Source organism: Janthinobacterium lyxosi, assembly GCF_051380665.1.
GTDB lineage: Bacteria > Pseudomonadota > Gammaproteobacteria > Burkholderiales > Burkholderiaceae_D > Janthinobacterium.
Map to the genome: position 1 here is coordinate 245,735 of NZ_JBNYXM010000001.1, position 12,836 is coordinate 258,570.

The window sequence follows — 12,836 nt, forward strand, 5'->3', positions numbered from 1 at the left end:
CTCTCGTTGCGGATACGAAGAAGAATGTCGGCTTAGCGCGCAGCGTGCAAGCCGACATCAGGCGGGCGATCAATTACCCAGCTGCGCCTTGGTATAGAAGCCGTCATCGACGAGCATGTTCACGTTCGCCTTGGTCAAAGGCGTTGGTTTCAGCAGCACCGTGCTGACCTTTTTCAGGCCGTTGTCATAGCTGGAGTTGTAGGCCGGCTTTTCATTGCGCGCCAGTTGCACGGCCAGCTTGGCCGCTTCGGCGGCAATGGTTTTCAGGGGTTTGTAGACGGTCATCGACTGCGTGCCGGCGATGACGCGTTTCACCGCCGCCAGATCGGCGTCCTGGCCCGAGACCGGCACCTTGCCGGCCAGCCTTTGCGCGGCCAGGGCCTGGATGGCGCCGCCGGCCGTGCCGTCGTTCGAGGCGACGATAGCGTCGATTTTGTTGCCGTTGGCCGTCAGCGCGTTTTCCACGATGGACAACGCTTCGGTGGCGCTCCAGTCCTTCACCCACTGCTGGCCGACGATCTTGATGTCGCCCTTGTCGATGAACGGTTTGAGCACCTTCATCTGGCCTTCGCGCAGCATCTTGGCATTGTTGTCGGTCGGCGAGCCGCCCAGCAGGTAGTAATTGCCCTTCGGCTGCAGCCTGGTCACGCCTTCGGCCTGCATTTCGCCCACTTTCTCGTTATCGAACGAGATATACGCGTCGATATCGGCGTTCAGGATCAGGCGGTCATACGACAGCACCTTGATGCCGGCCTTTTTCGCCTCCTTGACGGTGTTGTTGAGGACTGTGGCGTTGAACGGCACGATCACCAGCACGTCCACGCCGCGCGAGATCAGGTTTTCGATCTGCGAAATCTGGCGCTGTTCGCTGGCGTCGGCCGATTGCACGAACACCTTGGCGCCCTGCTTCTCGGCGGCGGCAATGAAGAAATCGCGGTCGCGCGTCCAGCGTTCCACGCGCAAATCATCGATGGAAAAGCCGATCTTCGGGTTTTTCGCATCGGCCAGGGCGGCGCTGCTGGTGAATGCCAGCATGGCGGTCATGATGGCTGCACTGATGATCTTGTTCATTACGTGTCTCCTTGTTGGATTTTTTAACTACATTTTTTAACTGCGGGGTACAACGAACAACAAATAAACTAGTGATTGTGGCGCGGCAGCGTTTGCCCCACGGCCCGGTATTTCAGCGCCAGCTCCATGCAGGCGCCCGTTTCCAGCTGGCCCACGCTGGCGCGGTAGAGCTCCTGCCACGGCGTGGCGCTGTCGTTGACGGGCGGCGGCAGTTCTTGCGCGCGGCGCGCCAGCTCAAAGGCATCGACCAGCATGTCGCAGCGGCCCGCGTTCAAGTCCACGCGGATGATGTCGCCCGTGCGCAGCAGCGCCAGGCCGCCGCCCACGGCGCTTTCCGGCGACGCGTTCAGGATCGAGGGACTGTCCGACGTGCCCGACTGGCGCCCGTCGCCCAGGGTTGGCAAATTCAGGATGCCCGCCTTGAGCAAGGCATCGGGCGGCTGCATGTTGACCACTTCGGCCGAACCGGGCCAGCCGACAGGTCCTGCGCCGCGCATGACCAGCATGCAGCTGTCGTCGATGCCCAGAGCCGGGTCGTTGATGCGCGCGTGGTAGTCGGCCGAACCGTCAAAGACGATGGCGCGCGCCTCGAACACGCCCTCGCTGCCGGGACGCGACAGGTAGCGTTCGCGAAATTGCGGCGAGATCACGCTGGTCTTCATGATGGCGAAGTCGAACAGGTTGCCCTGCAAGGCCATGAAACCGGCCTTTTCCTTCAGTGGTTCGGCAAACGGGCGGATCATTTCGCGGTCCGCGCTTTCGCGCCCGGCCAGGTTCGCCGCCATGGTCTTGCCGGTAACCGTGGGGCGATTCGCGTGCAGCAGCCCTGCCTGCTGCAATTCCCACATCACGGCCGGCACGCCGCCGGCGCGGTGGAAGCGCTCGCCCAGATACTTCCCGGCCGGCTGCATGTTCAGGAGCAGCGGCACGTCGTAGCCATGTGCCATCCAGTCGCTCGAGTGCAATTGCACGCCCGCATGGCGCGCCATGGCCATCAGGTGCGGCTGGGCGTTGGTGGAGCCGCCGATGGCCGCGTTGACGATAATCGCATCCAGGAAGGCTTCACGCGTGAGGATGCTCGACGGGCGCACGTCGTCATGCGCCATGCCGACAATGCGCCGCCCCGTGGCATAGGCGATCTGGCCCCGCTCGCGGTACGGCGCGGGAATGGCCGAGCAGCCCGTCAGGGACATGCCCAGCGCCTCGGCCAGCGCATTCATGGTCGATGCCGTGCCCATGGTGTTGCAGTGGCCGGCCGACGGCGCCGACGCGGCGGCGATTTGCAGGAATTTGTCGTTGTCGATCAAGCCGGCGGACAGCTGGCGGCGGCCCTTCCAGATGGCAGCTCCAGAACCCACCAGTTCGCCGTCCATCCAGCCGTCGAGCATGGGGCCGCCCGACAGCACGATGGCGGGAATGTCCACCGTGGCGGCGGCCATCAGCTGGGCCGGCGTGGTCTTGTCGCAGCCCGTCGTCAGCACCACGGCGTCGATCGGGTAGCCATGCAGGATTTCCACCAGGCCCAGATACGCCAGGTTGCGGTCCAGCGCGGCCGTGGGACGGCGGCAATTTTCAAAGATCGGGTGCAGCGGGAATTCCATCGGGATGCCGCCCGCATCGCGGATGCCGTCGCGCACGCGCTGGGCCAGTTCCAGGTGGATGCGGTTGCAGGGACTGATATCGCTGCCGCTTTGCGCAATACCGATGATGGGGCGGCCCGAACGCAGCTCCTCGGCCGTGATGCCATAGTTCATGAAGCGCTCCAGGTACAGCGCCGTCATGTCGATGTGGTCGGGATTGTCGAACCAGTCCTGCGAGCGGAAGCGCCGCGCCTGGCGTTGGGCTGGAATGTTCATGCGCCGTACCAGCCTGCGTCGACATAGTATTCGCGTCCGGCGCACTTGGCCGCGTTGTCGGACGCGAGGAACAGCGCCAGCGCCGCCACGTCTTCCGGCTCCACGCGCGTCTGCAGGCATTGTCCCTGCAGGATCACGGCTTCTGCTTCCGGCGTGTGCCACAGCTTTTCCTGGCGCGGCGTGCGCACGGCCCCGGGAATGATGCAGTTGACGCGGATACCATCGACGCCCAAGTCGCGCGCCAGGCCACGGGTCAAGCCCTCGATGCCGGCTTTCGCCGTCATGTAGATCGACAGGTTCGCCTGCGCCAGGTGCCAGGAAATCGACCCCAGGTTGAGAATCACGCCGCTGCCCTTGGCGCGCATGGCCGGCGCCACTGCCTGGGCGCAGAAATACTGGTGGCGCAGGTTGACGGCGATGCGCTCGTCCCAATAGGCCGGCGTGACGTTCTGCAACTGGTGGCGGTCGTCATTGGCCGCATTGTTGACGAGGATATCCGTGGCGCCCGCGCCGTGCTCGATCTCGGCGAAGGTAGCGGCCAGGGCACCCAGGTCCGTCAGGTCGCAATAGCGGAAAACGGGCGGCTGCGCCAGTTCCGCCAACCTGGCTTCCAGCGCGCGCGAGGGTTCACTGGCGATATCGAGGAAAGTGACCCGGGCGCCCTGGCGTGCGAACGCTTCGACGATAGCCACGCCGATGCCGGTGCCGCCGCCCGTGATGACGACACGCTTGCCGGCCAGGCTGGGGTAAGTTGCATGCTGCATGGTGTCTCTCTTTTAAAAAAATCGGATCAAAGCAAACCGCGACGGGCCAGGTTCTGGTACAGCGCGCGCACGCCGAACGTCCAGGGGGCAATCGCATCGCAGCGCTGCACTTCGTTGACCAGCGCGCCCAGCGCGGCGCTGGCGATGGTGACCCGGTCGCCCAGGTGGTGCGTAAAGCCGCCGCCCTGCGCACCGCGGTCCTTCACGGGCGAGAACATGGTGCCGAGGAAGAGCATGAAACCGTCCGGATACTGGTGGTACTGGCCTGCCGTCTGGCGCACCAGGTCCAGCGGGTCGCGGCTGATCTCGCGCATGAAACTGGCGCCTTCGAGCACAAAGCCGTCGTCCGCGCCTTCGATCAGCAGCGACACTTCCGCCTGGCGCACGGTATCGAGCGTAAAGCCCTCGTCAAACAGGCGGATGAAGGGGCCGATGGCGCAGGAGCCGTTGTTGTCCTTGGCCTTGCCCAGCAAGAGGGCGCTGCGCCCTTCGATATCGCGCAAGTTGACGTCGTTGCCCAGGGAGGCCCCCAGCACCTCGCCGCGGCTGTTGACGGCCAGGACGATCTCCGGCTCCGGGTTGTTCCAGGCGGACGATGGCAGCAAGCCCACTTGCGCGCCGCAGCCCACCGACGACATCGGCTGCGCCTTGGTGAACACTTCCGCATCGGGGCCGATCCCCACTTCCATGTATTGCGACCAGGCGCCGCGCTGCTGCAGCTGCTGTTTCAGCCGCTGCGCCGCGTCCGAGCCAGGTTCCAATGCAGACAAGTCGCCGCCCAGGGTCATTTGCAGGGCGGTACGCAGGCTCGCCGCGCGCGCCGCGTCGCCACCGGCCTGTTCTTCGATCACCCGTTCCAGCAGGCTGACGGCGAAGGTCACGCCGCATGCCTTGACGGCCTGCAGGTCGCACGGTGCCAGCAGCAGCGGCTCACCTGCCGGCGCGGCCAGCGCCCGCTCCAGCAGCGCCTGCACGGGGCCAAGCGCAATACCGGGCGCATGGCGGGCGACATCGAGTGCATCGCTGCGTTCGAACAGCTCGGCCACCGTCGCCACCGTCCGCGTGATGTCGACCACCTCGCCGCCGCGCACGGCGACGACACACGGGCCGTCACGCCAGATGCGGCCGATAAGTAGGGCCTGCGCCAGGTCGGCGGGCAACAGGGAAGCGGGGGAAATCGGCTGCATGGCGGCTTTCAAAAGAGCGTGACGGGATGGCTGGTCTTCAAGTTCGGACCGATTCTGCACGCCGACCTGTGTCGCCGCAATTACGAAAATCACCAAATTGGATGATGATTATTGGTATTGCAGCGCACCAAAAAAAGCCGCCGCCGAACTCCCGCTCCCCTGTCGACACGGCGGGAAGGGGCCGCATGGCGCATTGCATCAATCTGCTTATTGATACCGTTTTGGATATCACCGATGCGAAAAAAGTGATTGGTGGGGGATGGATGGACAAACTAGTATCAGCCGTGGCCTGTAATCGGCCATCCGCACGGAGCCCGCCCCCTGGGACGACGGCCCTGGCATATTCAACTATCGAAGACGGTGGAGATCTGAAATGAAAACAACAATGAAAATGCTGACCGCGAGCCTGGCGCTGGCCATCTCCGGCATGGCAGTAATGCCGGTGGCAAGTGCCGCCGACAAGGGCGCGATCGGCATCTCGATGCCGACCAAGTCGTCCATGCGCTGGATCGCCGACGGCGACAACATGGTGAAGGTATTCAAGGAGCGCGGCTACAAGACGGACTTGCAGTTTGCCGACGACGATATCCCGAACCAGCTGGCGCAGGTGGAAAACATGATCACCAAGGGCGCCAAGGTGCTGGTGATCGCCGCCATCGACGGCACCACCTTGTCGAACGTACTGCAAAAGGCGGCCGACAAGGGCATCAAGGTCATTTCGTATGATCGTTTGATCCGCGGCACGAAAAACATCGATTACTACGCCACCTTCGACAACTTCCAGGTCGGCGTGCTGCAAGCGGGCTATATCGAATCGGCGCTGAAACTCAAAGAAGGCAAGGGTCCGTTCAATATCGAACTGTTCGGCGGCTCGGCCGACGACAACAACGCGCACTTTTTCTACAATGGTGCGCTGTCGGTCCTGAAACCGTACATCGACAGCGGCAAGCTGGTGGTGCGCTCGAAACAGATGGGCATGGAAAAGGTCGCCACCCTGCGCTGGGATGGCGCCGTGGCGCAGGCGCGCATGGACAACCTGCTCAGCGCCTACTACGGCAATGCGCGTGTCGACGCCGTGCTGTCGCCGTATGACGGCTTGAGCATCGGCATCCTGTCCTCGCTCAAGGGCGTCGGCTACGGCACGCCAAAACAGCCCTTCCCCGTCGTGACGGGCCAGGATGCGGAAATCCCGTCGGTGAAATCGATCATCCGCGGCGAGCAGGCATCGACCGTGTTCAAGGACACGCGCGAACTGGCCAAGGTAACGGCGAACATGGTCGACGCGATGATGAGCGGCAAGACGCCGACCGTCAACGATACCAAGACCTATAACAACGGCGTGAAAGTCGTGCCGTCCTACCTGTTGAAACCGGTCACCGTCGACAAGGCGAACTGGAAGCAGGTGCTCGTCACCGGCAGCGGCTACTACACGGAAGCGCAAGTGAAATAAGCATCCACGGTACTGCAGGCCCGGCGATGCCGGGCCTTTCGCTTCATGCAATATCCAGAACAAGACTGCCGCACGACCGATGCCGACCAGCGCGGCCGTGCCAGAGAGGTTATATGACGAACAATATCCTGGAAATGCGCGGGATACGCAAAACATTCCCGGGCGTCGTTGCGCTAGACAATGTCAACCTGCGCGTACGCAGCGGCGAGATCCACGCCATCGTCGGCGAAAACGGCGCCGGAAAATCGACCCTGATGAAAGTGCTGAGCGGCGTCTACGGCCATGGCAGCTATACGGGCGACATCGATTACCTGGGCCAGACGCGGCACTTTCGCGGCATCAAGGACAGCGAAGAAATCGGCATCATCATCATCCACCAGGAACTGGCGCTGGTGCCGCTGCTGTCGATCGCCGAAAATATCTTTCTCGGCAACGAACCGTCCAGCATGGGCGTCATCGACTGGGAATACGCGCAAACGAAGACGCGCGAACTGCTGCACAAAGTCGGCCTAAAAGAGTCCCCGGACACCCTGATCACCAACCTGGGCGTGGGCAAGCAGCAGCTGATCGAAATTGCCAAGGCGCTGTGCAAGGACGTCAAGCTGCTGATCCTCGACGAGCCGACGGCCAGCTTGAACGAAAGCGACAGCGCTGCCCTGCTCGACCTGCTGCTGGACCTGAAAAGCCAGGGCATCGCCTCGATCCTGATTTCGCACAAGCTCAATGAAATCTCGCGTGTCGCCGATGCCATCACGGTGCTGCGCGACGGGAACACGGTCGACAGTTTCGACTGCCGCGTCGAACCCGTCAGCGAAGACCGCATCATCGAAAAAATGGTCGGACGCGAGATGGCGGACCGCTATCCGCCGCGCACTCCCACCATCGGCGAGACCATTTTCGAAGTGCGCGACTGGCGCGTGTTTCATCCCGAGCATGCCGACCGCCCCGTCATCAAGGGCATCAACATGCACGCCAAAAAGGGCGAGATCATCGGCATCGCCGGCTTGATGGGCTCCGGGCGCACGGAACTGGCGATGAGCATTTTCGGGCGCGCCTATGGCCAGCGCATCAGCGGCACGGTGCTCAAGAATGGCCAGGAGATCGACGTCAGCACCATCGGCAAGGCGATCGACCACGGCTTCGCGTATGTGACGGAAGACCGCAAGGGCCTGGGCCTGATCCTCGAGGAAGACATCCAGAAGAACACCAGCCTGGCCAACCTGGACGCGATTTCAAAGCACATGGTGATCGACGAGCAACGTGAATTCGGCGTGGCCGAGGAGTTCCGCCGCAAGCTCAAGACCCGTTGCTCGAGCGTGGCGCAGAAGGTGGTCAACCTGTCCGGCGGCAACCAGCAGAAAGTGGTGCTGGCAAAGTGGCTGTTTTCGCGCCCCGACGTGCTGATCCTCGATGAACCGAGCCGCGGCATCGACGTGGGCGCCAAGTATGAGATCTACAGCATCATCAGCGAGCTGGCCGCCGAAGGCAAATGCATCATCATGATTTCCTCGGAAATGCCGGAGTTGCTGGGCATGTGCGACCGGATCTATGTCATGAACGAAGGCCGCTTCGCGGCAGAACTCAGCGCAGCAGAAGCATCGCAGGAGCGAATCATGCGCGCAATCGTTACACACGGAGAAAACAATGGACAATAAACTGACAGCGGGAACGGCGGCCGGCGCGCCAGCGGCCGCGCCGGAAGCGAAAAGCTACGCCGGCTTTTTGAAGAACAATATGCGCGACTACGGCATGCTGCTCTCCCTGATCGTCATCATGGGCTTTTTCCAGTACATGACCGACGGCACCCTGATGCAGCCGCTCAACCTGACGAACCTGGTGCTGCAGAACAGCTACATCGTCATCATGGCACTGGGCATGCTGATGGTCATCGTGGCCGGCCATATCGATTTGTCCGTCGGCTCGGTGGTCGGCTTCGTCGGCGCGCTGGCGGCCGTCCTGATCGTCAACTACAACATGAATTTTGTCGCCGCCAGCATCCTCTGCCTGCTGGCCGGCGCCGTCATCGGCGGCGCGCAAGGCTATTTTGTCGCCTTCTTCAAGATCCCGTCCTTCATCGTCACCCTGGCCGGCATGCTGGTGTTCAAGGGCCTGACCCTGGCTCTGCTGGCAGGCCAGTCGGTCGGCCCTTTCCCGGAAGGCTTCCAGATGCTGAGCTCGGGCTTTTTACCTGATCCGTTCGGCGGCGAAAACCTGCGCGGCCTGTCGCTGCTGCTGGGCGTGATCGCCGCCGCGGCGCTCATCATCACCTCGCTACGCAGCCGCGCCAAGCAACTGAAGCACGGCATGGAAAACGAGCCGCGTGCCTTTTTCCTGCTGAAAAACGCGATTTTCGCCGCCGTGATGGTGTATTTCAGCTACCTGCTGGCGTCATACCGCGGCTTCCCGAACGTGCTGGCCGTGATGTCGATCCTGATCGTCGCCTACACCTTCATTACCAACCGCACCGTGCTGGGCCGACGCGTGTATGCCGTGGGCGGCAATGAAAAAGCGGCGCGCCTGTCCGGCATCAAGACGGAACGGGTCAGCTTCTACACCTTCGTCAACATGGGCATGCTGGCCGCGCTGGCCGGCCTGATCTTCGCGGCGCGTCTGAACACGGCCACGCCGAAGGCTGGCACGGGTTTCGAGCTGGACGTGATCGCCGCCTGTTTCATCGGCGGCGCCTCGGCCTCGGGTGGCGTGGGCAAGGTGATGGGGGCCGTGATCGGCGCCTTCATCATGGGCGTGATGAACAACGGCATGTCCATCATGGGCATCGGCATCGACTACCAGCAGGTGATCAAGGGCCTGGTGCTGCTGGCGGCCGTGTTCATCGACGTCATCAACAAGAACAAGTAGACCGGTTCGAGCCTTAGGGGGCTCAGGCCGGCGCTTGCGCCGGCCTTTTTTATACGACGGCCAGCCGCGCCGCGCGATCCCCCCACCATGCCGCTTCTTCAAACACGGAAAAACCCGATAAATCGGCATGCGCGAAGAGGATGGCGCCGTCATGTTCGCGCAGCGCCTTCAACCCCGCATTGCTGCGAAAACCGGGCAGCGGCGCGGCCATGGCATGGCCGCGCACGGTGATGTCGACGCGCTCGACGCAGCTAGCAAAATCGCGTCCATACGCCGTTTTCAGGTCGACGCTGGCCAGCGCCAGCAGCTCCTCAGGCGTGGCCGTATCGAGCCACTTGCGGGCTTCCTGCGGCGTGCGGTCGGACAGGGCCACGTAGGCGCTGAAGACGGTTTTCTCGGGCGGGCGCACGCGGATATCCTGGTGGGTCGAGACGACATAGCCGAGGCCCGGTTCCTGGTACACCACGTTGTCCCAGCACAGGGGCGCATGCGGCAATTCATCGGGAAAGCGCTTGAGCAGGAAGTTGGCCACCAGCCACGGCGCATACGCGGGCGTATCGCGCTTCGCGTCAAAGCCATAGTCGGCGATATTCTTCACCACGCGCGCCGCCACATACAGTGGCATGGCGCAGATGGCCTTGCGCGCCTTGACCAGGTAAGTATTCGGCCGGCCGTCGACCAGTTCCAGGCACAGCGCTTCCACGCCCTTATCCGTCGTCTGCACGGAAACCACCGTGCCCGCCTTGCGTCGCACGCCCGACACTTGCTCCATGGCCGTGGCGACCGGCTGCATGCCGCCCGGCCAGGTCAGCCAGGCGCCGTTGCCGGCATTCGCCGCCTGCCCCCAGCGGCTGCAGTAGTAATGCAGGCCGGCCCAGGCCGAAACCTGGTCATAGCGCGTGCCATAGTCGTCGCGGCAGCAGTAGTTCAAATACCAGTGCAGGGTGGGCGAGGTGTAGCCGTGCTGCTCCATCCAGGCTTTGAGCGTGATGGTATCGAGCGCCTGCCAGGCCGGGTCTTGCGACGATTCCACGGTGGGAAAGACAAACACGCGCTTGCCGTCATTGCCGCGCGCCTGGCGCAGCTGCGCCACCTGCGCAAAGAAGCGCTCGTGCTGCGCCAGTTCTTCGGCAGAGACGCCTTCGGTGGGAATGAAGCCATCCTGCCACTGGCCGTTGAACAGCAGGCGTTCTTCCGGCGCGTGCAGGATATAGCGCTCGTCGTAATATGGTTTTTCCGCCTGCGGATCGCGTTGGATAATCCCCAGGTCAACCAGGATTTCGCGCACATGGGTCGATTCGGGCGAAGGCAGCGGCAGGTAATGACCACCGGTCGGGTAAGCCAGCTCGCCGAAATGGCCGCCCGCCGCATTGCCATACGGCTGCGGCCCATCGATCATCAGGAAATCCGTGTGTCCCAGTTTATTCAGGCGCCAGGCCGCTGTCAGGCCGGCGATGCCCGAGCCAAGGATGGCGACATCCGTGGTAATGGTTGCCGAAGGCGCCGGCAGCGCCGCGCGCTCGCGCAGCAGCTTGCGCAAATAATGTCCCTCGCTACGGCCCGGATACAGCACCTTCGGCGTGATTTCCTGCCAGCGCAGATACGCGGCGATGCTGCCGATGCCAGCGGCGGCCGCTGCCGTGCCGCCAGCGGCCCACAGCATGAAGGAGCGGCGCTGCATCAGCGGATCACCCGGTTCCAGTCCTGCTCGAATTCATGCACGAGCGACTGGGTATTCAAGCGATTCGGCGCCATCGGCAGCGGCTGCATGTCGGGCGGGAAGATGAACATCTCGCGCGTGGTATCCGCATTCAGGTAGCGCATCGGCAGGCGGTATTTCGTCGGCGGTGTGTAGTCGAGCTGGGGCGAGGCCAGAATAAAACCCCATTCGCCGAACGAGGGCACGTAGGCGTGGTAGGGCCAGGTGCGCATGCCCACTTCGCGTAAAGTCGAATTGATGGTCCAGTAGGCGTGCGGGGCAAAGAAGGGCGACGTCGATTGCACCACCATCAAGCCCTTGGCCGCCAGGTGCTTTTTCACCAGGTCGTAGAACGGCACGGAGTACAGTTTACCGAGCGCGAAGCTGGACGGATCGGGGAAATCGACGATGGCCGCGTCGAACATGTCACCGTTATTGCGCAGCCAGACGGCGGCATCGGCATTGACGACGGTGACGCGCTTGTCCGAGAACGCACTGTTATTCAATTTTGCCAGTTCCGGGCGCGTGGTAAACGCGGCCGTCATGGCGGGGTCGAGATCCACCACGGTGACGTGCTCGATCTGTGGATAACGCAGGATTTCGCGCAGGGCGAGGCCATCGCCGCCACCCAGCACCAGCACGCGGCGCGCCCAAGGCAAGGCTTCCAGCACGGGGTGCACCAGCGCCTCGTGGTAGCGGTACTCGTCGCGCGAGGAAAACTGCAGGTTGCCATTGATGTACAAGCGCGTATCGTCCTTCCAGCGCGTGATCACCAGGCGCTGGTAGGGCGTGGTGGTGGAATACACGATCTGATCGCCGAACAGGCCATGTTCGCCCCAGGCCACCATGCGGTCCGACATGGCAAAGCCGGCGATCAGCAGCAGCATCACGGCGCAGGCGCGCAGGAAGCGCCCCGTGAGGTTTTTCAGCTCCGCGCGGAACACATAGATGCTCCACAGGCCCACGCCCACGTTGAGCATGCCGAACAAAAAGCCCGTGCGCACCAGTCCCAGGTACGGCGACAGCACCAGCGGAAACAGCAGGGAAACGGCCAGCGCGCCCAGGTAGTCGAAGGTGAGCACACGGCTGACCAGTTCAGAAAATTCCGTCTGGCGCGTGTTCAGGGCGCGCATCACCAGCGGCACTTCCATGCCGACCAGTGCGCCGATCAGGAACACCATCACATACAATAAGGTGCGAAATGGCGCGGCCATCCACGAAAAGGTCATGAACAGGATGGCGGCCGACAGGCCACCGATCAGGCCCACGGCCAGTTCGATATCGACGAAGCGCGAAAGTACGTCGTCGTCCTTTACATACTTTGAAAAGTGAGCGCCCACACCCATCGCGAACAAGTAGCAGCCAATGATGGTGGAAAACTGCAGGATGGAGTCGCCGAGCAGGTAGCTGGACATGGCGCCAGCGATTAGTTCATACGCGAGGCCGCAGGAGGCGACCACGAAGACAGACAAAATCAGAATCTTTTTGTTCATGGGACTTTTTTTGTTCTAATATGCGTTGACGTTATCAAATACTCATTGCGAGGAAAGCCGTGCCCGCCATCCTAAACTATCTGATCCATCTTATACTGGCCGCCGCGCTGCTGATTGCCTTTTTTATCATCTACACGCGCGTCACGCCATATAACGAAGTGCTGCTGATCCGCCAGGGCAACCAGGCGGCGGCCCTGTCGCTGGGCGGCGCCCTGCTGGGCTTTTCCGCCACCATCGCCTCCTCGCTGATGCACACGGCCGACTACCAGCAGTTCTTCGCCTGGGCCTTTGGCGCCATGGTGGTGCAATTGCTCGCCTATGTGGTCACCACGCGCCTGCTGCGCATGTCGAAGGACCAGATCGAATCGAACAACAGCGCCTTCGGCGGCTTGCTGGCCGCCATTTCCCTGTCGACCGGCGCCATCAACGCCGCCTGCATTTCCTGACGTTTCACCCC

The 12,836-nt window shown here is 62.6% G+C and carries 10 protein-coding genes; 4 read left to right on the forward strand and 6 right to left on the reverse strand.

The features are described 5' to 3' along the window. Window positions 1-69 precede the first annotated feature (69 nt). From xylF to ACQ4WP_RS01230, 4 genes are all read right to left on the reverse strand, one after another. The gene (xylF, locus tag ACQ4WP_RS01215; RefSeq protein WP_436518400.1) at window positions 70-1,044 is read right to left on the reverse strand and encodes a D-xylose ABC transporter substrate-binding protein; all 975 of its coding nucleotides are present in this window, start codon (window positions 1,042-1,044) and stop codon (window positions 70-72) included. A 95-nt stretch (window positions 1,045-1,139) separates the two neighbouring features. Beyond that, entirely contained in the window at window positions 1,140-2,927 is a 1,788-nt protein-coding gene (locus ACQ4WP_RS01220; protein WP_436518298.1) for an IlvD/Edd family dehydratase, read from the reverse strand. Next, entirely contained in the window at window positions 2,924-3,691 is a 768-nt protein-coding gene (xylB, locus tag ACQ4WP_RS01225) for a D-xylose 1-dehydrogenase (protein ID WP_436518299.1), read from the reverse strand. The genes ACQ4WP_RS01220 and xylB overlap by 4 nt, the downstream gene beginning before the upstream one ends. A 26-nt stretch (window positions 3,692-3,717) precedes the next feature. Next, on the reverse strand, window positions 3,718-4,878 hold the full coding sequence (locus ACQ4WP_RS01230; RefSeq protein ID WP_436518300.1) for a fumarylacetoacetate hydrolase family protein: 1,161 nt from the start codon (window positions 4,876-4,878) through the stop codon (window positions 3,718-3,720). 427 nt (window positions 4,879-5,305) lie between these two features. Between ACQ4WP_RS01230 and chvE the strand changes: the two genes are divergently transcribed. From chvE to mmsB, 3 genes are all read left to right on the forward strand, one after another. After that, window positions 5,306-6,328, forward strand: a complete 1,023-nt coding sequence (gene chvE, locus ACQ4WP_RS01235) for a multiple monosaccharide ABC transporter substrate-binding protein (protein ID WP_223278970.1) — start codon at window positions 5,306-5,308, stop codon at window positions 6,326-6,328. Between the two features lie 113 nt (window positions 6,329-6,441). Next, window positions 6,442-7,983: a multiple monosaccharide ABC transporter ATP-binding protein gene (gene mmsA, locus ACQ4WP_RS01240; protein WP_436518301.1), complete on the forward strand. Its 1,542-nt coding sequence runs from the start codon at window positions 6,442-6,444 to the stop codon at window positions 7,981-7,983. Next, on the forward strand, window positions 7,973-9,187 hold the full coding sequence (mmsB, locus tag ACQ4WP_RS01245) for a multiple monosaccharide ABC transporter permease (protein WP_436518302.1): 1,215 nt from the start codon (window positions 7,973-7,975) through the stop codon (window positions 9,185-9,187). Before mmsA ends, mmsB begins: the two co-directional genes overlap by 11 nt. Window positions 9,188-9,236: 49 nt before the next feature. On the opposite strand, the gene ACQ4WP_RS01250 is transcribed toward mmsB, so the two are convergent. Then, window positions 9,237-10,868, reverse strand: coding sequence for an NAD(P)-binding protein (locus tag ACQ4WP_RS01250; protein WP_436518303.1), 1,632 nt, complete (start codon window positions 10,866-10,868; stop codon window positions 9,237-9,239). After that, window positions 10,868-12,379 carry a polyamine aminopropyltransferase gene (locus tag ACQ4WP_RS01255; protein ID WP_436518304.1) on the reverse strand — a complete coding sequence of 504 codons (1,512 nt, stop codon included), beginning with the start codon at window positions 12,377-12,379 and terminating at the stop codon, window positions 10,868-10,870. The genes ACQ4WP_RS01250 and ACQ4WP_RS01255 overlap by 1 nt, the downstream gene beginning before the upstream one ends. A 59-nt stretch (window positions 12,380-12,438) precedes the next feature. Between ACQ4WP_RS01255 and ACQ4WP_RS01260 the strand changes: the two genes are divergently transcribed. Further along, window positions 12,439-12,825: a DUF350 domain-containing protein gene (locus tag ACQ4WP_RS01260; protein WP_436518305.1), complete on the forward strand. Its 387-nt coding sequence runs from the start codon at window positions 12,439-12,441 to the stop codon at window positions 12,823-12,825. The last annotated feature ends 11 nt before the right edge of the window (window positions 12,826-12,836 follow it).